General features: G+C 62.1%; 17 protein-coding genes. 16 read left to right on the top strand and 1 reads right to left on the bottom strand.

What is annotated here, in order from left to right:
* Positions 1–108 precede the first annotated feature (108 nt).
* On the top strand, positions 109–2847 hold the full coding sequence (gene acnA / locus BMW49_RS02385; RefSeq protein WP_069516697.1) for an aconitate hydratase AcnA: 2739 nt from the start codon (positions 109–111) through the stop codon (positions 2845–2847).
* Between the two features lie 175 nt (positions 2848–3022).
* Positions 3023–4588, top strand: coding sequence for a methyl-accepting chemotaxis protein (locus tag BMW49_RS02380; protein WP_069516698.1), 1566 nt, complete (start codon positions 3023–3025; stop codon positions 4586–4588).
* Positions 4589–5518: 930 nt separating this feature from the next.
* Here BMW49_RS02380 and BMW49_RS02375 read toward each other — a convergent pair.
* Positions 5519–6205 (bottom strand): alpha/beta family hydrolase, encoded by a 687-nt coding sequence (locus BMW49_RS02375; RefSeq protein WP_083251665.1) that lies wholly within the window; start codon positions 6203–6205, stop codon positions 5519–5521.
* Positions 6206–6461: 256 nt separating this feature from the next.
* On the opposite strand from BMW49_RS02375, the gene ccoN (BMW49_RS02370) reads away from it, so the two are divergent.
* From ccoN (BMW49_RS02370) to hemN, 14 genes are all read left to right on the top strand, one after another.
* Positions 6462–7901 carry a cytochrome-c oxidase, cbb3-type subunit I gene (gene ccoN / locus BMW49_RS02370; protein ID WP_069516700.1) on the top strand — a complete coding sequence of 480 codons (1440 nt, stop codon included), beginning with the start codon at positions 6462–6464 and terminating at the stop codon, positions 7899–7901.
* Entirely contained in the window at positions 7901–8509 is a 609-nt protein-coding gene (gene ccoO, locus BMW49_RS02365; protein ID WP_069516701.1) for a cytochrome-c oxidase, cbb3-type subunit II, read from the top strand. Before ccoN (BMW49_RS02370) ends, ccoO (BMW49_RS02365) begins: the two co-directional genes overlap by 1 nt.
* A 3-nt stretch (positions 8510–8512) precedes the next feature.
* The gene (locus BMW49_RS02360) at positions 8513–8698 is read left to right on the top strand and encodes a cbb3-type cytochrome oxidase subunit 3 (protein ID WP_069516702.1); all 186 of its coding nucleotides are present in this window, start codon (positions 8513–8515) and stop codon (positions 8696–8698) included.
* The gene (gene ccoP, locus BMW49_RS02355; RefSeq protein ID WP_069516703.1) at positions 8695–9642 is read left to right on the top strand and encodes a cytochrome-c oxidase, cbb3-type subunit III; all 948 of its coding nucleotides are present in this window, start codon (positions 8695–8697) and stop codon (positions 9640–9642) included. The genes BMW49_RS02360 and ccoP (BMW49_RS02355) overlap by 4 nt, the downstream gene beginning before the upstream one ends.
* 376 nt (positions 9643–10018) lie before the next feature.
* Positions 10019–11461 carry a cytochrome-c oxidase, cbb3-type subunit I gene (gene ccoN, locus BMW49_RS02350; protein ID WP_069516704.1) on the top strand — a complete coding sequence of 481 codons (1443 nt, stop codon included), beginning with the start codon at positions 10019–10021 and terminating at the stop codon, positions 11459–11461.
* The gene (ccoO, locus tag BMW49_RS02345) at positions 11461–12069 is read left to right on the top strand and encodes a cytochrome-c oxidase, cbb3-type subunit II (protein ID WP_069516705.1); all 609 of its coding nucleotides are present in this window, start codon (positions 11461–11463) and stop codon (positions 12067–12069) included. The genes ccoN (BMW49_RS02350) and ccoO (BMW49_RS02345) overlap by 1 nt, the downstream gene beginning before the upstream one ends.
* 5 nt (positions 12070–12074) lie before the next feature.
* Positions 12075–12260, top strand: a complete 186-nt coding sequence (locus BMW49_RS02340) for a CcoQ/FixQ family Cbb3-type cytochrome c oxidase assembly chaperone (protein ID WP_069516706.1) — start codon at positions 12075–12077, stop codon at positions 12258–12260.
* Entirely contained in the window at positions 12257–13246 is a 990-nt protein-coding gene (ccoP, locus tag BMW49_RS02335; RefSeq protein ID WP_069516707.1) for a cytochrome-c oxidase, cbb3-type subunit III, read from the top strand. The genes BMW49_RS02340 and ccoP (BMW49_RS02335) overlap by 4 nt, the downstream gene beginning before the upstream one ends.
* 136 nt (positions 13247–13382) lie before the next feature.
* Positions 13383–14795 carry a cytochrome c oxidase accessory protein CcoG gene (ccoG, locus tag BMW49_RS02330; protein ID WP_069516708.1) on the top strand — a complete coding sequence of 471 codons (1413 nt, stop codon included), beginning with the start codon at positions 13383–13385 and terminating at the stop codon, positions 14793–14795.
* A 15-nt stretch (positions 14796–14810) separates the two neighbouring features.
* A complete protein-coding gene (locus BMW49_RS02325) occupies positions 14811–15317 on the top strand; it encodes a FixH family protein (RefSeq protein ID WP_069516709.1) in 507 nt (168 codons plus the stop codon).
* Between the two features lie 39 nt (positions 15318–15356).
* Positions 15357–17756, top strand: a complete 2400-nt coding sequence (locus BMW49_RS02320; protein ID WP_069516710.1) for a heavy metal translocating P-type ATPase — start codon at positions 15357–15359, stop codon at positions 17754–17756.
* 38 nt (positions 17757–17794) lie between these two features.
* A complete protein-coding gene (gene ccoS / locus BMW49_RS02315; protein WP_069516711.1) occupies positions 17795–18004 on the top strand; it encodes a cbb3-type cytochrome oxidase assembly protein CcoS in 210 nt (69 codons plus the stop codon).
* Complete coding sequence (locus BMW49_RS02310) at positions 17997–18680, top strand: sulfite exporter TauE/SafE family protein (protein WP_069516712.1); 684 nt, start codon at positions 17997–17999, stop codon at positions 18678–18680. Before ccoS ends, BMW49_RS02310 begins: the two co-directional genes overlap by 8 nt.
* A gap of 91 nt (positions 18681–18771) precedes the next feature.
* The gene (gene hemN / locus BMW49_RS02305) at positions 18772–20154 is read left to right on the top strand and encodes an oxygen-independent coproporphyrinogen III oxidase (RefSeq protein WP_069516713.1); all 1383 of its coding nucleotides are present in this window, start codon (positions 18772–18774) and stop codon (positions 20152–20154) included.
* Positions 20155–20157: the final 3 nt, after the last annotated feature.

Raw genomic sequence — 20157 nt, 5'->3', positions numbered from 1 at the left:
TGCTCTTGACCGGTCCAGACCCTAAGGCCATTACCAATAAGCAGGACTAGAATTACTGATCCTGTCGCCCCATCGGCTCGTACCGTGTGAGCCCCAAGGAGAGAACCCATGCCGTCCACCGACAGCCTGAACTGCCGCCGCACCCTTAACGTTGGCGAACGCACCTACACCTATTTCAGCCTGCCCGAGGCGGCAAAAAACCTCGGCGACCTCGACCGCCTGCCCTTCTCGCTGAAAGTGCTGCTGGAAAACCTGCTGCGCTGGGAGGATGGCAAAACGGTGACGCGTCGCGACCTGCAGGCCATTGCCGACTGGTTGCACACGCGCAGCTCGGACCGCGAAATCCAGTACCGCCCTGCTCGCGTACTGATGCAGGACTTTACCGGCGTACCGGCGGTGGTCGACCTGGCCGCCATGCGCGATGCCATGGCCAAGGCCGGCGGCGACCCGCAGAAGATCAATCCACTGTCGCCCGTGGACCTGGTCATCGACCACTCGGTGATGGTCGACAAATTCGCCACGCCAGAGGCATTCGGCGAAAACGTCGAGATCGAAATGCAGCGCAACGGCGAGCGCTACGCTTTCCTGCGCTGGGGCCAACACGCGTTCGATAATTTCAGCGTGGTGCCGCCAGGCACGGGCATCTGCCACCAGGTCAACCTGGAGTACCTGGGCCGCACAGTCTGGACCAAGGACGAAGACGGTGTGACCTACGCCTTCCCCGACACCCTGGTTGGTACCGACTCGCACACCACCATGATCAATGGCCTCGGCGTGCTCGGCTGGGGCGTCGGCGGCATCGAGGCGGAAGCCGCGATGCTCGGCCAACCGGTGTCGATGCTGATTCCCGAGGTGATCGGCTTCAAACTCAGCGGCAAGCTCAAGGAAGGCATCACCGCCACCGACCTGGTGCTCACCGTCACGCAGATGCTGCGCAAAAAGGGCGTGGTCGGCAAATTCGTCGAGTTTTACGGTGATGGCCTGGCCGAGCTGCCCCTGGCAGACCGCGCCACTCTCGCCAATATGGCCCCGGAGTACGGCGCCACCTGTGGTTTCTTCCCGGTCGACGAAATCACCCTGGGTTACCTGCGCCTGTCCGGGCGGCCCGAAGAGGCCGTCAAGCTGGTCGAGTCCTACTGCAAAGCCCAGGGCCTGTGGCGGCATGCCGGCAGCGAGCCGCTATTCACTGACAGCCTGGAGTTGGACATGGGCCAGGTCGAAGCCAGCCTGGCCGGCCCCAAGCGCCCGCAGGACCGGGTCGCCCTGCCTCAGGTCAGCCAGGCATTCGAGGACTTTCTCGGTCTGCAACTCAACCCCACCGCCAAGGAAGAAGGCCGTCTGGAAAGCGAAGGTGGTGGCGGTGTGGCGGTCGGCAATGCGGCACAAAACGACATCCACTATGAGCTGAACGGCCAGCGCCACCCGCTGCGCGACGGCGCCGTGGTGATTGCCGCCATCACCTCCTGCACCAACACCTCCAACCCCAGCGTGATGATGGCCGCTGGCTTGCTGGCGAAAAAGGCCGTGGAAAAGGGACTGCAACGCAAGCCTTGGGTCAAGAGTTCCCTGGCGCCGGGCTCCAAGGTGGTGACCGAGTACTTCGCTGCGGCTGGGCTGACCGAATACCTCGACACGCTCGGCTTCGACCTGGTCGGCTACGGCTGCACCACCTGTATCGGCAACTCCGGGCCGCTGCCCGATCCTATCGAGAAAGCCATTCAACAAGGCGATCTGACGGTGGCGTCGGTACTGTCCGGCAACCGCAATTTCGAAGGCCGCGTGCACCCATTGGTTAAAACCAACTGGCTGGCCTCGCCGCCCCTGGTGGTTGCCTATGCCCTGGCCGGCAGCGTGCGGATGAATATCGCCGAAGAGCCGCTGGGCGAGGACCGCGACGGCAAGCCGGTGTACCTGCGCGATATCTGGCCGAGCCAGCAGGAAATTGCCGAGGCGGTACAGAAAGTCGATACAGCCATGTTCCGCAAGGAATACGCCGCCGTATTCGAGGGGGACGCGCAGTGGCAGGCGATTGGCGTGCCCGAAAGCAATACCTACGCCTGGCAGGCCGACTCTACCTACATCCAGCACCCACCATTTTTCGAGCAAATCGACCAGGCGCCGCCCCATGTTGGCGATATTCATGAAGCGCGCATTCTCGCCCTGCTCGGCGACTCGGTCACCACCGACCACATCTCGCCAGCCGGTAATATCAAAGCCGACAGCCCGGCGGGGCGCTACCTGCGCGAACAGGGTGTAGCCTCCACGGACTTCAATTCCTACGGCTCACGCCGAGGCAATCATCAGGTAATGATGCGCGGCACCTTCGCCAATATCCGCATCCGCAACGAGATGCTCGATGGCCAGGAAGGCGGCAACACCCTGCACGTGCCAAGTGGCGATCAGCTGTCGATCTACGACGCGGCGATGCGCTATCAGGCCGAAGGCACTCCACTGGTGGTCATTGCCGGCAAGGAATACGGCACCGGCTCAAGCCGTGACTGGGCCGCCAAGGGTACCAACCTGCTCGGGGTCAAGGCGGTACTGGCCGAGAGTTTCGAGCGTATCCACCGCTCCAACCTGGTCGGCATGGGCGTGCTGCCGCTGCAGTTCAAGGATGGTCTGGACCGCCGCACGCTCAAACTGACAGGCCGGGAAACCCTGGCCATTACCGGCCTGGATGGTGTGGAACTGCGCCCACTGATGCCGCTCGGGGTGGAGATCACCCGCGAAAACGGCGCACAGGAACATGTCGAAGTCCTGTGCCGCATCGATACGCTCAACGAAGTCGAGTACTTCAAAGCCGGCGGTATTCTTCACTATGTACTGCGACAGATGATCGCCAACTGACCCGCACACCTGTGCATCAGCATGCAGATAAACCACGCAGAGCCAGGGAAGGCACTGAACATGACGGGAATGTGACGTCAATAGAAAAACGTTTACACTCGGCTAAATGGACTCAGCCCTCAACTTCACGGCCTAGCGGCCGATGAAGGGGCCATAACAACGACGGATACCTGCCATGCGTAACAATCAGCCGGTCACTCAGCGCGAGCGAACGTTCCCTACCCAGCAGCGCCTGATTTCCACCACCGACGCCAAGGGGCAGATCACATACTGCAATGATGCCTTCGTCGAGATCAGTGGTTTCTCTCGCGAAGAACTCCTGCATGCACCGCATAACATCGTGCGCCACCCCGACGTGCCGTCGGCGGTGTTCGAGCATATGTGGACGACCCTGAAGGCCGGCAAGCCCTGGATGGGCGTGGTCAAGAACCGCTGCAAGAGTGGTGACCACTATTGGGTCAACGCCTACGTCACGCCCATGCGCGAGAACAACCAGATCACCGGTTACGAGTCGGTCAGGGTCAAACCAACGCCCGAGCAGGTCCGTCGTGCCGAAGCGCTCTATCAGCGCATCAATGCCGGCAAGTCGGCGGTGCCTGCCAGTGATCGCTGGCTGCCGGTCGTGCAGGCCTGGATGCCGTTCATTCTGGTCAGCCAGATCGGCTTTCTGATCGGTCACTGGATGGGCAGCAGCTGGGGTTTCGCCCTCGCCGCAGTGCTGTCGGTACCGCTGGGGTTGGCCGGCATTGCCTGGCAGACCCGTGGTATCAAGCGTCTACTGCGCCTCGCCGAGCAGACCACTTCCGATGCCCTGATCGCGCAGATGTACACCGACAGCCGGGGCGCCGAGGCACGCCTGGAAATGGCCATGCTCAGCCAGGATGCTCGCCTGAAAACCTGTCTCACGCGACTGCAGGATACCGCCGAGCACCTGACTCAGCAGGCTCGCCAAGCCGACACCCTGGCGCACAACAGCAGCGCCGGCCTCGATCGTCAGCGCCAGGAAACCGAGCAGGTGGCCACGGCCGTCAATGAAATGGCTGCCACCACCCTGGAAGTGGCCAGCAATGTGGCCCGTACCGCCATTGCCACCCAGGAAGCCAATCGCCTGACCGGCGAAGGCCGCACCATCACCGCCGAAACCCGCGAGGCTATCCAGCGCCTGTCCGTGTCGGTAGGCGAAACCGGCGAGACCGTCACCCGCCTGGCCCAGGACAGCAATGAAATCGGCGGCGTGGTCGACGTGATCAAGGGTATTGCCGACCAGACCAACCTGCTTGCCCTCAACGCGGCCATCGAGGCGGCCCGCGCAGGGGAAATGGGTCGAGGCTTCGCCGTGGTTGCCGACGAGGTGCGCTCACTGGCCCAGCGTACTGCCGAGTCCACCGGGCAGATTCACCAGTTGATCGCCAAGCTGCAACGCACGGCCGAAGAAGCCGTGCTGACCATGGAAATCGGCCGCAAACAGGCCGATGAAGGCGTCGAGCGTGTGCTCAAGGCCGATCATGCGCTCTCAGGCATCAGTGATGCGGTGGCCAACATTGCCGGCATGGCCGACCAGATCGCCGCTGCGGCAGAGGAGCAAAGCGCCGTAGCCGACGAGATCAACCGCAACATCACCACCATCGCCCAGTTGGCCGACCAGACATCGGAAGAAGCGCGCAGCACGGCAACCCTGAGCAAAGCCCTGACCCGTACCGCGCAAGGGCAATATGCGCTGGTCGAACGCTTTAACAGCTGACCTCGACTGCAGGCCAGCACCTTCCCCAACCCGCCGCCCGGCGGGTTGTTTTTTGGGTTCTTCGCGTAAATTCTGGGAATCGCTTATTGACACCGGACTGGCAAATAAGTGTGCGTTGCCGATGACGTGGCTCTATCCATTAACGCGCTGTCTGGTCTGGCGGGTTTCGCCCCTTACGGGCGAGTCACTTGATTCGCTGCGCTCACCCTTCGGGCCAGCCTGCGGCTGTTACTCCGCTTCGCTCCGTAGCTCTTGCTTGCCCAAGAGAAAGTAACCAAAGAGAAGGGCACCCCACCATCCGGCCCCGGCTGCGCCGGGGTTCCCTCCTTCCATCACCACTCCAGGGGTCCGCCACGAAGGGCCATCCATGGCCCAGCGTGGCTCTCGGCTCGGGCATCCTGCTTCGCTCTACCTCCTGCATCCATGCAGTCGTCGCGACATCCATGTCGCTCACCCCCTTGCGCGGCGATTCCACTCGGCCTCCTGAAGGGGCTTTGGGCGTCGTCTGCACGATCGCGATTCAAGAACCAGAGCAAAAGACAGACGCCGCCGTACTTGATCCTGTGAAAATCCTGCAAGCTCGCGACCGGGTCCCGTCAGGAGGCCGAGTGTAGGTGTTGCGTAGGGGGACGAGCCGCATGGATGCGGCGAGAGGCGTAATGGGCCAGGGATGGCCCATGTACGCCGGCCCCCGGAGCAGCGCCGGAGCGAGGGAAGTTTCGCGCAGCGAAACCCGGATGTCGGGGTGCCCTTCTTTGGCACACCTTTCTTGGGCAAGCAAGAAAGGTGTGGCGCCCGTGAGGGGCGCAACCCAAACGTTCAGTACACGCGGGAATGGGCCATGCCACGCCATTTGCCGGACCACACACAAACTTGCCAGTCCGGTGTCAAGCCCAGCATCCCCACAGAAATGCGAAGATCCTTTTTTGGCTACGCGAGCCCGCTCAAAAACCCACTCACGGCCTGCGCCGCTGCGGCCAGATGCTGCTCATGGTTGAAGCCTGAGCGCTGTAACGGCTTGAGGTCATGGTCGGCGGCGGCCAGCCAATGCAGGGTGATGGCGGGCGCCAGACAATAGCCAGCGACGCGCTCGCGCCCGCCCATGGGGTCGCGTTCGCCCTGCACGATCAGGGTTGGCGTACGCAGGTCCGCCAGGTGTGCGACCCGTGGCTTGTCGACCTTGCCCACGGCATGGAAGGGATACCCCAGGCACACCAGCGCATCGACGCCCAACTCGTCGGCCAGCAGGCTGGCCATGCGCCCGCCCATAGACTTGCCGCCAATAGCCAGCGGTCCATCGACCTGCTCACGCACCTGCCGATAGCACTGGCGCCATTCCTCCAGCAGACGTGCCTGGGGGGCTGGCGGACGCTTGCGGCCATCGGTGCGCCGTGCTGCCATGTAGGCGAACTCAAAACGCACCACGCTGACACCCAGCGCCGCAAGATTCTCCGCTATCTGCGTCATAAACGGGCTGTCCATCGGCGCACCGGCCCCATGGGCCAAAATCAGTGTGGCCACACCCGCCCCCTCTGGCCGCGCCCAAACCCCGGCAGATTCACCGCCTGCGTGCTGGCATTGACCCGGGTCAATACCTTCGCTCCCTGCTTTGCCCATGCTTGCCTCGCTTTAGCAATTCGCCTGCGCGCGTCTGCCACGCCTGCAGGCAGTAGAGGAGCCTGTCGGACTTAACACTGCTCTACTGCGGAAAAGCCGGACTTGGCCATTTTTGCTGCTTTCCCTCGTTAAATAGCTCGCTATTCGCCTCGGTAAAGCAACAAAACTGTCTCAAGCCGGCTTTCCCTCGCAACGAACGGTCAAGTCCGACAGGCTCCTAGAAATGATCGAATCAACCGTGGATGGAAGCCCAGACATGAACACAACAACCAGTGCCGCCTACAACTACAAGGTGGTCCGCCAATTCGCCATCATGACCGTGGTGTGGGGCATCGTCGGGATGGGGCTCGGCGTCTTCATCGCCGCGCAACTGGTCTGGCCGGAGCTCAACTTCGGGCTACCCTGGACCAGTTTTGGCCGACTGCGCCCCTTGCACACCAACGCGGTGATCTTCGCCTTCGGTGGCTGTGCGCTGTTCGCCACCAGCTACTACGCGGTACAACGCACCTCTCAGGCGACCCTGTTCGCCCCAGGCCTGGCTGCCTTCACCTTCTGGGGTTGGCAACTGGTGATCCTGCTGGCGGCGATCAGTCTGCCACTGGGCTACACCAGCTCCAAGGAATATGCCGAGCTGGAATGGCCGATCGACATTCTGATCACCATCGTCTGGGTTAGCTACGCCATCGTGTTCTTCGGCACCGTGATAAAGCGCCGCGTCAGCCACGTGTATGTCGGCAACTGGTTCTTCGGCGCCTTTATCCTCACGGTGGCGCTGCTGCACCTGGTCAATAACCTGGAAATCCCGGTCACCCTGACCAAGTCCTACTCGGTGTACGCCGGTGCCACCGACGCCATGGTGCAATGGTGGTATGGCCACAACGCCGTGGGCTTCTTCCTGACTGCCGGCTTCCTGGGGATGATGTATTACTTCGTGCCGAAGCAGGCTGGGCGCCCGGTGTATTCCTACCGCCTGTCCATCGTGCACTTCTGGGCGCTGATCGCCGTGTACATCTGGGCCGGCCCACACCACCTGCACTACACCGCGCTGCCGGATTGGGCGCAGAGCCTGGGCATGGTGATGTCGCTGGTCCTGCTGGCACCGAGCTGGGGCGGCATGATCAACGGCATGATGACCCTCTCCGGCGCCTGGCATAAGTTGCGCACCGACCCGATCCTGCGCTTCCTCGTGGTGTCCCTGGCGTTCTACGGCATGTCGACTTTCGAAGGTCCGATGATGGCGATCAAGACCGTCAACGCCCTGTCCCACTACACCGACTGGACCATCGGCCACGTCCACGCCGGCGCCCTCGGCTGGGTCGCCATGGTGTCCATCGGTTCGCTGTATCACCTCCTGCCGAAAGTCTATGGCCGTGAACAGATGCACAGCATCGGTCTGATCAACGCCCACTTCTGGCTCGCCACCATTGGCACCGTGCTGTACATCGCCTCGATGTGGGTCAACGGCATTGCCCAGGGCCTGATGTGGCGTGCAGTCAACGAAGACGGCACCCTCACCTACTCCTTCGTTGAAGCCCTGGAAGCCAGCCATCCCGGCTTCGTCGTGCGGGTCATCGGCGGGGCGATCTTCTTCAGCGGCATGCTGCTGATGGCCTGGAACGTCTGGCAGACCATCCGCGCCAGCCAACCGGCTGAGGCCGAGGCTGCTGCTCGTTATTCGCTGGAAGGAGCCCACTGATGAAACACGAATTACTCGAGAAGAACATTGGCCTGATGGCCCTGATGATGGTCCTGGCCGTGAGTATCGGCGGCCTGACGCAGATCGTCCCGCTGTTCTTCCAGGATGTCACCAACGAGCCGGTCAGCGGCCTCAAACCCTATACCGCCCTGCAGCTCGAAGGCCGTGACATCTACATCCGTGAAGGTTGTGTCGGCTGCCACTCGCAGATGATCCGCCCGTTCCGCGCCGAGACCGAGCGTTACGGCCATTACTCGGTCGCTGGGGAAAGCGTCTACGACCACCCGTTTCTCTGGGGCTCGAAACGTACCGGCCCGGACCTGGCGCGGGTTGGCGGCCGCTACTCCAGCGAATGGCACCGTGCGCACCTGTACAACCCGCGCAACGTGGTACCCGAGTCGAAGATGCCCGCCTATCCCTGGTTGGTTGAGGCAACCCTGGATGGCCAGGACACCCCAGCCAAGATGACCGCCCTGCGTCACGTCGGCGTGCCCTACAGCGACGCCGATATCGCCGGCGCCTCCGAGGCCGTGCGCGGCAAGACCGAGATGGATGCGCTGGTCGATTACCTGCAAGTGCTCGGCACTGCCGTTAAGAATCGGAGGTAAGTCATGACACTCGCCCTTACCGATATCGGCCTGCTGCGTGGCCTGGGCACCGCCCTGGTCCTGCTGGCCTTCGTCGCCATGACGCTGTGGGCATACAGCGGCAAGCGCCATACCGCGTTCAGCGAAGCCGCCAACCTGCCGTTCGCCGATGACCCTCAGCCTGCCGCAACAAGGAGCAACACCCCATGAGCACCTTCTGGAGCTGGTACATTTCGCTGTTGACCATCGGCACCTTGTTGGCGCTGTTCTGGCTGATCTTCGCCACCCGCAAGAGCGAAATTCACAAGAACGAAACCGAGCAGACCATGGGTCACTCCTTCGACGGTATCGAGGAGTACGACAACCCACTGCCAAAATGGTGGTTCATGCTGTTTATCGGCACCATCGTCTTCGCTGTCGGTTATCTGCTGCTGTACCCCGGCCTGGGCAACTGGAAGGGCGTATTGCCCGGCTATGACGATGGCTGGACCCAGGTTGCCCAGTGGCAGCGTGAAGTCGAGCAAGCCGACGGGCTTTACGGGCCGATCTTCGCCAAATATGCAGCCATGCCCCTGGAGCAGGTTGCCCAGGACGAGCAAGCCTTGAAAATGGGCGGGCGTATGTTCGCCACCTATTGCTCGGTCTGCCACGGCTCAGATGCCAAAGGGGCGGTTGGTTTCCCCAACTTGACCGACAAGCACTGGCGCTGGGGCGGCGAGGCCGAAACCATCAAGACCAGTATTCTCAACGGCCGCATGGGCGCCATGCCGGCCTGGGGTGCGATCATCGGTGAAGACGGTGTGCGCCAGGTCGCCACTTATGTGCGCGGCACCCTTGCACGCCTGCCTGTGGCCGCGGATGCAGCTGCCGACCAACAGGCCGGGGCGGCACTCTACTCCAGTAACTGCTCGGCTTGCCACGGCGCTAACGGTACCGGCATGGCGGCCATGGGCGCTCCCGACCTGACCCAGCCTGGCGGCTGGATCTACGGCAGCAGCCTGGTGCAGTTGCAGCAGACCATTCGCCACGGCCGCAACGGTCAGATGCCCGCGCAAGAGCAATACCTGGGTAACGACAAGGTTCACCTGCTGGCCGCCTACGTACTCAGCCTGAGCCGCAAAGCGAAAACTCCAGAGCAAGCCAACAGCAACTGATAAAAAGTATCGCCCTCCATTACGGAGGGCGACTGCTCACCTCCCCCCTCCACCGGGTGACGCCAAGTCAGCCGGTGCGATCTCGTGCGACCCAGCGTCGCACCCGTCGGCCAATGGTCCGTCACGGGTGCATTTGCGCTACTCTAGTGCTCAGTCGCCATCAGTCATAAATCCAAGGCGATTCCTATCTTTGCGCGGCGCCAGACAGGCGCATACAGCACTGTGAAAAACCGGTCAGCGGGCGTCCATCGTCGCTGCCCAAAAGCGTTGGAACCCTGATCGCGCCGGCGTGTGGCGTTGCAATGGCTACCTGCTTTCTCCATACTTGCCGCCGATTTTTGTACCCCTAAAAACTCCATTAACCGTGGAACCCAGCATGAGCACAGCAATCAGTCAGACTGCTTATAACTACAAGGTGGTTCGCCAATTCGCCGTGATGACGGTGATTTGGGGCGTCATCGGCATGGGTCTAGGCGTGTTCATCGCCGCACAACTCGTGTGGCCGGAACTCAACCTGGGCATGGAGTGGACGAGCTTCGGTCGTCTGCGCCCCCTGCACACTAACGCGGTGATCTTCGCCTTTGGCGGCTGCGCACTGTTCGCCACGTCTTACTACGTGGTTCAGCGCACTTGTCAGACGCGCCTGATCTCCGATGGTCTGGCTGCCTTCACCTTCTGGGGCTGGCAAGCGGTCATCGTCCTGGCGGTGATCACGCTGCCGATGGGCTACACCAGCTCCAAGGAATACGCTGAGCTCGAGTGGCCAATCGACATTCTCCTGGGTGTTGTCTGGATCGCTTACGTGGCGGTGTTCTTTGGCACCATCGTGCAGCGCAAGACCAAGCACATCTATGTAGGCAACTGGTTCTACGGTGCCTTCATCCTGGTGACATTGCTGCTGCACGTAGTCAACAGCGCTCAGGTTCCGGTCAGCTTCTTCAAGTCGTACTCCATGTACGCCGGCGCGACCGATGCGATGATCCAGTGGTGGTATGGCCACAACGCCGTGGGCTTCTTCCTGACCACAGGCTTCTTGGGGATGATGTACTACTTCGTGCCCAAACAGGCCGAACGTCCGATCTACTCCTACCGCCTGTCCATCGTGCATTTCTGGGCACTGATCACCCTGTACATCTGGGCCGGTCCGCACCACCTGCACTACACCGCACTGCCGGATTGGGCACAGTCCCTCGGTATGGCGATGTCGATCATCCTCCTGGCGCCAAGCTGGGGCGGCATGATCAACGGCATGATGAGCCTCTCCGGCGCCTGGCATAAGCTGCGCACCGACCCAATCCTGCGCTTCCTGGTCGTGTCCCTGGCGTTCTACGGCATGTCGACCTTCGAAGGCCCGATGATGGCGATCAAGACCGTCAACGCCCTGTCGCACTACACCGACTGGACCATCGGCCACGTACATGCCGGCGCTCTTGGCTGGGTTGCGATGATCTCCATCGGCGCGCTCTACCACCTGATCCCCAAAGTGTTTGGTCGTGAGCAGATGCACAGCATCGGCCTGATCAATGCCCACTTCTGGTTGGCGACCATTGGCACCGTGCTGTACATCGCCTCGATGTGGGTCAACGGCATCACCCAGGGTCTGATGTGGCGCGCAGTCAACGAAGACGGCACCCTCACCTACTCTTTCGTTGAAGCCCTCGAAGCCAGCCACCCTGGCTATGTCGTACGGATGATCGGCGGCGCCTTCTTCGTCACCGGCATGCTGTTGATGGCCTACAACACTTACCGCACCGTGCGTGCCGCCAAGGCTTCCGAATATGAAGCCGCTGCACAGATTCCTGCCGGAGTAGCGCACTGATGAAACACGAAATCATCGAGAAGAATATCGGCCTGATGGCGCTGCTGATGGTGATCGCCGTCAGCATCGGCGGTCTGACCCAGATCGTCCCGCTGTTCTTCCAGGACGTCACCAACGAGCCGGTCGAAGGCCTCAAGCCCTACACCGCGCTGGAGCTCGAAGGTCGCGACGTGTACATCGCCAACGGCTGTGTAGGCTGCCACTCGCAGATGATTCGCCCGTTCCGCGCAGAGACCGAGCGTTATGGTCACTACTCGGTTGCCGGTGAAAGCGTCTGGGATCACCCGTTCCTGTGGGGTTCCAAGCGTACCGGTCCGGACCTGGCGCGCGTCGGTGGTCGTTACTCCAACGAATGGCACCGTGCGCACCTGTACAACCCGCGCAACGTGGTGCCTGAGTCGAAGATGCCGGCTTACCCGTGGCTGGTCGAGCACCGCCTGGATGGCAAGGACACCGCCAAGAAGATGGAAGTCATGCGTGGCTACGGTGTGCCGTATACCGATGAAGACATCGCCGGTGCCCGCGACGCAGTCCGTGGCAAGACCGAAATGGACGCGCTGGTCGCGTACCTGCAGGTTCTCGGCACCTCTATCAAGAACAAACGGTAACGCACATGGACATTGGGACCATTCGCGGCATAGGCACCGCCATCGTATTCATCGCCTTTATCGGCGTCGTGCTGTGGGCCTACAGCAGTAGGCGTAAAGACAGCTTCGATGAGGCGGCGAACCTGCCCTTCGCGGATGATCCCAAACCCAAAGAGCGTGACGAGCAATCTTCCAGGAGCAATAACCAATGACCACGTTCTGGAGTTGGTACGTAACAATCCTGTCGCTGGGCACCATCTTCGCCCTGACATGGCTGATTTTCAGCACCCGTCGCGGCCAGCGCCCTGACACCACCGAAGAAACCGTTGGCCACAGCTTCGACGGCATCGAGGAGTACGACAACCCACTGCCCAAGTGGTGGTTCATGCTGTTCGTTGGCACCATCGTGTTTGCCCTCGGCTACCTCGTCCTGTATCCGGGCCTGGGTAACTGGAAAGGCCTGCTGCCGGGCTACGACTACCTCGATACCGAGGCCAAGACTCCGTTCGCCGCAGACGTTCAGGTCGCCGGTGGCGAAGTGCGCAATGCTGGCTGGACTGGTGTGCACCAGTGGGAAAAAGAGATGGCCCGCGCGGATGCCGAGTACGGTCCGATCTTCGCCAAGTACGCAGCCATGCCCATCGAGCAGGTTGCTCAGGATGAGCAAGCGCTGAAAATGGGCGGTCGACTTTTCGCGTCCAACTGCTCGGTTTGCCATGGTTCGGATGCCAAGGGCGCCTACGGCTTCCCTAATCTGACCGACAACGACTGGCTGTGGGGCGGTGAAGCTGAAACCATCAAGACCACCATCCTCGGTGGACGTCAGGCGGCGATGCCAGCCTGGAAAGACATCATCGGCGAAGACGGTATCAAGCATGTTGCCGGCTATGTGCGCAGCTTCTCGGGCCTGAAAAACCCCGAGGACACGGGCATTGACCTGGCCAAGGGCAAGGAAATCTTCGCCACCAACTGCGCCGTGTGCCACGGTCCGGAAGGCAAGGGCCAGCACGCCATGGGCGCGCCGAACCTGACCGATCGTATCTGGCTTTACGGCTCCAGCTTCGCTCAGGTCCAGCAGACCCTGCGCTATGGCCGCAACGGTCAGATGCCAGCCCAGGAAGCTTTCCTCGGCAACGACAAGGTCCACCTGCTGGCGGCCTATGTGTACAGTCTCTCCCAGCAAACGGAAGAGAAGTGAGGCAACGGGCCGAACGAGCGCGACCCAAGGTCGCACCCGTTCGGCCCTAGTCAGGCGTACCATAGTGCAGTAGTGATTTGATCCTGGTCGGCACGTATCGGCCAGGGCACCCACCAACCGCCGTGGTAACCCACTGATGAGCGCACAGATTCCTGTTAAAGACGTCACCCCTGCCCCGGCTAAAGGCGATTCGGTCGACCTCTACGCCAATCGTGAAAAAATCTATACCCGAGCCTTCACCGGCCTGTTTCGCAACCTGCGCATGGCGGGTGGCGCACTCCTCTTCCTGCTTTACTTCGGCACTGTCTGGCTGACCTGGAATGATCGCCAGGCCGTCTGGTGGAACCTGCCTGAGCGAAAATTCCATATCTTTGGCGCTACCTACTGGCCACAGGATTTCGTGCTGCTCTCGGCACTGTTGATCATTGCCGCCTTTGGCCTGTTCTTCATCACGGTCTTTGCTGGCCGCGTCTGGTGTGGCTATACCTGCCCGCAGAGCGTGTTTACCTGGGTATTCATGTGGGCGGAAAAGGTCACCGAAGGTGACCGCAACCAACGCATGAAACTCGATAAATCGCCGATGACCAGCCGCAAGTTCTTGCGCAAGCTGGCCAAGCACGGCATCTGGCTCGGGGTGTCGCTGGTTACCGCGCTGACTTTCGTCGGCTATTTCACGCCCATTCGCGAACTGATAGCAGGATTTTTCACCCTGGAGGTTGGCGGCTGGGCGCTGTTCTGGGTCGGCTTCTTCACCCTGGCGACCTACGGCAACGCTGGCTGGCTGCGAGAACAGGTGTGCATCTACATGTGCCCCTACGCCCGCTTTCAGAGCGTGATGTTCGATCAGGACACGCTGATCGTCTCCTACGACCCACGCCGTGGCGAAGCCCGTGGTCCGCGCAAGAAAGACGCTGACTACAAAGCCCAGGGCCTGGGCGACTGCATCGATTGCAAGATGTGCGTGCAGGTGTGCCCAACCGGCATCGACATCCGTGACGGGCTGCAGATCGAGTGCATTGGCTGCGCCGCCTGCATTGATGCCTGCGACAACATCATGGAAAAAATGGACTACCCCAAGGGCCTGATCAGCTACACCACCGAGCACAACCTGTCGGGCCAGCAGACCCACCTTGTGCGGCCTCGCCTGATCGGCTATGCCGTGGCGCTGGTGGCCATGATGAGTGTGTTCGCCTGGGCAGTGGCCGATCGCTCGCTGGTTCACCTCGACGTCCTAAAAGACCGCGTGCTCTACCGCGAGAACGAGGAAGGCCGGATCGAAAACGTCTACACCTTGAAGATCATGAACAAGGCCCAACACGATGAGGTTTTCGTGATTGAAGCAGATGGCCTCGATGGCCTGGTCTATGAAGGCCGCAAGGAAATCAAGGCGCGAGCCGGGGAAATTCTCTCGCTACCAGTCGAGTTGTCCATCGACCCAGAGAAGCTGCCTTCGAGCACTAACGAAATTCGTTTCCGCATCCGCGCAACGAGCGATGCGACTATTCAATCCGACGCCGACAGCCGTTTTATCGGCCCCAGCGTCCGCTGAACAGTAAGGTAAAACATGTCTGAAGAAGCTCTGATCAAACCCTGGTACAAGCAATTTTGGCCCTGGTTCCTTATCGGTCTGCTGGCCTACTCGGTGGTCCAGGGTCTTACTCTGCTGACCATCGCAACAAAAAACCCGCCCGGCCTGATTTCCGATGACTACTACGACGTCGGCAAAGGCATCAACCAGTCGCTGGAGCGGGAAAACTTTGCCGAACGCCTGCAGCTGCATGCCCAGCTCGAGCTGAATGACGACACCGGCGTTGCCGAACTGCGCCTGCAGGGCAACAGCGGCCCCGCACAACTGGTGCTCAATCTGATCTCGCCGACCCAGCCCGAGCGCGACCGCCGTATCGTCATGCAACCCCAGGGCGAAGGCGTTTACCGCGGCCAGATGCAGGACAGCGTCAGTGGCCGGCGTTTTGTCGAACTGCTCGGCGAGGAAGGCGGCAAACAATGGCGTCTGTTCGAAGAGGAAACCATTGCCGCTGGCACACCGATCAAACTCGGTGACGAGTACTGATCCGCCCCGCCCCTGCCCTTAGGTAATCGACGCCTGTCCATGGCTACTCCCCTCCCTTGCTATCACTGCGGTCTGCCGGTACCCGCCGGCAGCACCTGGCATGCCCAGGTGCTGGGCGAAACGCGCGCGCTCTGCTGTCCGGGCTGTCAGGCGGTGGCCGAAGCGATAGTTGCAGGCGGGCTCGAACACTATTACAAGCACCGTAGCGAAACAGCGGCCAACCCACAGGATCTGCCGCAGATCCTGCCGGACGAACTGGCCCTGTATGACCGCGCCGACGTGCAGCAGCCATTCGTTCAGCAGCAGGGCGAGCTGAGTGAAACCTGCCTGCTGATCGAAGGCATCAGTTGCGCGGCCTGTGGCTGGCTGATTGAAAAGCACCTGCGCGCCACACCCGGGGTGGAAAGCGCCCACCTCAACCTCTCCAACCACCGCCTGCAAGTACGCTGGGCCGACAGTCAGGTACCCTTGAGCAGCCTGCTCACCAGCCTGCGGCGGATTGGCTATGCCGCGCATCCCTGGCAGGCCGATGCCGCTGCTGAACAGTTGACCCAGGAGAATCGCCGCGCCATGCGCCAGCTCGGCGTGGCCGGTTTGCTGTGGATGCAGGTGATGATGGCCTCGATGGCCACCTGGCCAGAATTCAACGTTGACCTGACGCCTGAACTGGACAGCATCCTGCGCTGGACCAGCCTGTTTCTTACCACACCGATTATCTTTTATTGCTGCGGCCAGTTCTTCCGCGGCGCCCTGCGCGACCTACGCACCCGTCACCTGACCATGGACGTTTCAGTATCCCTGGCGATTGGCGGCGCCTATGCGGCCGGTATCTGGTCCACCGTCACCGGCGTGGGTGAGCTGTATTTCGACGCGGCCGGCATGTTCGCCCTGTTCCTGTTGGCGGGTCGTTACCTGGAACGCCGCGCCCGTGAACGTACGGCGGCGGCCACGGCACAACTGGTCAACCTGCTGCCGGCCTCCTGCCTGCGCCTGGCGGCCGACGGCCAGAGCCAGCGCATCCTGCTCAGCGAGCTGCGCACCGGTGAGCACGTGCTGGTGCCGCCCGGGGCCCTGCTGCCGGCGGATGGCCTTATTCTCAGCGGTCAGTCGAGTGTGGATGAATCGGTACTGACCGGCGAATACCTGCCGCAACCGCGCGGCGTGGGCGATACGGTCACCGCTGGCACGCTCAATGTCGAAGGCCCGCTGACGGTAGAGGTGCAGGCGCTGGGTGATGCTACCCGGCTGTCGGCCATCGTGCGCCTGCTCGAACGCGCGCAAAGCGACAAGCCGCGCCTGGCCGAGATCGCCGACCGTGTTTCGCAGTGGTTTCTGTTTATCGTGCTGATTGCCGCTGCGGTGGTCGGCGCCGTGTGGTGGCAGATCGATAGCGAACGGGCCTTCTGGGTGGTTCTCGCGCTTTTGGTCGCCACTTGCCCCTGTGCACTGGCCCTGGCCACGCCCACGGCACTGACCACCGCCACTGGCAGTCTGCACCGCCTCGGCCTGCTGCTGACCCGCGGCCACGTACTCGAAGGCCTCAACCAGATCGACACGCTGATTGTCGACAAGACCGGCACCCTGACCGAAGGCCGCCTGACCCTTAGCGCCATTCATCCGCTGCGCGAACTCGACAGCGACACCTGCCTGGCACTCGCGGCGGCCCTGGAAAATCGCTCCGAACATCCGATTGCCAAAGCCTTCGGCCGCGCCGCACGGGCAGCGGACAAGGTCGACAGTCAACCCGGCCTGGGCCTGCAAGGCAGTGTGGACGGACGCACCCTGCGCATTGGCCAGGCGGCATTCGTCTGCGCCCTGAGCGGCCAAGAAACCCTGCAGATTCCCGGTGAACACGGCCAATGGTTGTTGCTGGGCGATACCCAGGGGCCGCTGGCCTGGCTGGTACTCGACGACCGTCTGCGCGACGATGCGCCGGCCTTGATTGCGGCCTGCCATGCGCGGGGCCTGGACGTGCAGCTGCTGTCTGGCGATAGCTCACCGATGGTCGCCGAAGTGGCCCGCCAGCTCGGCATCAAGCAGGCTTATGGCGGTATGACCCCAGACGACAAGCTCGCCCACCTGCGTAACCTGCATGCTCAGGGCAGGCGGGTGCTGATGCTCGGCGACGGGGTCAACGATGTGCCTGTGCTGGCCGGCGCTGATATCAGCGTGGCCATGGGCAGCGCCACCGACCTGGCCAAGACCAGCGCCGATGCGGTGTTACTGTCCAATCGCCTGGACAGCCTGGTGCAAGCCTTCGCCATGGCGCGCCGTACACGCCGCATCATCATCGAGAACCTGGCCTGGGCCAGTCTGTACAATGGCCTGGTGCTGCCCTTTGCCGCGCTGGGCTGGATCACTCCAATCTGGGCCGCGTTCGGCATGTCGGTCAGCTCTTTGCTGGTAGTGCTCAATGCCCTGCGCCTGACGCGCAACTGACGCGGACTGCCGCCACCTCGTTCGATACCGGAGTCTTCATGTCCGCCATCTACATTCTGATTCCCGTGGCCATCGTGCTGGTCGGCTTTGCCATCTGGCTGTTCTTCTGGGCCGTCGACAGCGGCCAGTACGACGACCTCGACAGCCCAGCGCACAGCATCCTGTTCGACGACGAAGATCCGTTGCACAAGGCCGGCGTGGAGCAGGTCAACCCGGGGCACGACGAGCAGAGCCCTCCCCGTGCTTGAACTGGCGCCGCTTTTGCTCTCAGCGCTGATCCTCGGTGTACTCGGTGGCGGCCATTGCCTGGGCATGTGCGGCGGGCTTATGGGCGCTCTGACCCTGGCCATCCCAGCGGAGCATCGTGGGCGGCGCCTACAACTGCTGCTGGCCTACAACCTGGGGCGTATCTGCAGCTATGCACTGGCGGGGCTTTTGCTTGGACTGGCCGGCTGGGCGCTGGCCAGCAGCCCGGCGGCTCTGGCCCTGCGCGTGGTCGCCGGCCTGCTGATGATCGTCATGGGCCTGTACCTGGCCGGCTGGTGGAGCGGCCTGACCCGTATCGAGGCACTGGGCCGTGGCCTCTGGCGCTTTATCCAGCCACTCACCCGGCGCTTTATGCCGGTCACCAGCCTGCCCCGGGCACTGGTCCTCGGCGGCCTCTGGGGCTGGTTGCCCTGCGGCCTGGTCTACAGCACCCTGCTATGGGCTGCCAGCCAGGGCAACGCCCTGCACAGCGCTGCGCTGATGTTCACCTTTGGCCTGGGCACCCTGCCCGTGCTGATCGCCACCGGGCTTGCTGCCGAACGGCTGACTGCCCTCCTGCGTCGCCGCGGCGTACGCATGGCGGGCGGCATGCTGGTGATTCTGTTTGGCCTGTGGACCCTGCCAGGGCCCCATCAACACTGGCTGATGGGCCACTGAGCCCAAAGCAGTGCGGCAACTTGATGCAGATCAAGGCGTCGCTGCGACAGTTCCCTAGACTCGCGCCAACGCCTTTCCGGGGACAGTCGCCATGCACGACACCATCCAGTGGGACGCCGCCCTGATCAATCGCTACGACCAGGCCGGCCCACGCTACACCTCCTACCCAACCGCCATGCAGTTCCATGGTGAAATCGGCCAGTTTGACCTGCTGCACGCCCTGCGCGACAGCCGCAAAGCTCAGCGGCCGCTGTCGCTGTATGTACACGTGCCGTTCTGCGCGAACATCTGCTACTACTGCGCCTGCAACAAGGTGATCACCAAGGACCGCGGCCGCGCCCAGGCTTACCTGGAGCAACTCAATGCCGAGATGCAACTGATCGGTCATCACCTGGACGGCCAGCAGCGCGTGGAGCAGTTGCACCTGGGCGGCGGTACACCGACCTTCCTCAGCCATACCGAACTGCGACAGTTGATGGCGCACCTGCGCGAGCACTTCCACTTACTGGACGATGACTCCGGCGACTACAGCATCGAGATCGACCCGCGCGAAGCGGACTGGTCGACCATGGGCCTGTTGCGCGAGCTGGGTTTCAACCGGGTCAGCCTCGGCGTGCAGGACCTCGATCCAGCCGTGCAGCGTGCTATCAACCGTCTGCAGAGCCTCGAGGAAACCCGCGCCATCGTCGAGGCGGCGCGCACCCTGCAGTTTCGCTCGGTCAACATCGATTTGATCTATGGCCTGCCGCTGCAAACAGCCGAGAACTTCGCCCGCACGGTTGACCAGGTCATCGCCCTGCAGCCGGATCGCCTGTCGCTGTTCAACTACGCGCACCTGCCAGAGCGCTTTATGCCGCAACGGCGGATCAACACCAGTGATCTACCCACCCCGGCCGTCAAACTCGCCATGCTTCAGGCCAGCATCGAACAACTGACAGCGGCCGGCTATCGCTACATCGGCATGGACCACTTCGCCCTGCCTGACGACGAACTGGCCAGCGCCCAGGAGGACGGCACCCTACAGCGCAATTTCCAGGGCTATACGACCCACGGGCACTGCGACCTGATCGGCCTCGGCGTCTCTGCAATCAGCCAGATTGGTGACCTCTACAGCCAGAACAGCAGTGACCTGAGCAATTACCAACACAGTCTGGGCAACGGTCAACTCGCCACCCAGCGCGGCCTACACTGCACCGGTGAAGACCGTTTGCGTCGGGCGGTGATCCAGCAGTTGATCTGTCACTTCCAGTTGAGCTTCGCCGACATCGAAACGCGCTTTTCCATCGATTTCCGCAAGCACTTTGCAGCTAATTGGCCGGCCTTGCAGCAGATGGCGCGCGACGGGCTGATCGAACTGTCGGACCAGGGTATCACCGTAAAACCAGCCGGGCGCCTGCTAGTTCGGGCCCTGTGCATGGTCTTCGACCAGTACCTGTGCGAGCAGAGCCGCCCACGGTTCTCTCGGGTAATCTGAGAG

It is taken from the genome of Pseudomonas cuatrocienegasensis, assembly GCF_900110925.1.
Lineage (GTDB): Bacteria > Pseudomonadota > Gammaproteobacteria > Pseudomonadales > Pseudomonadaceae > Aquipseudomonas > Aquipseudomonas cuatrocienegasensis.
This window is presented reverse-complemented; position numbering and strand designations above follow the sequence as displayed.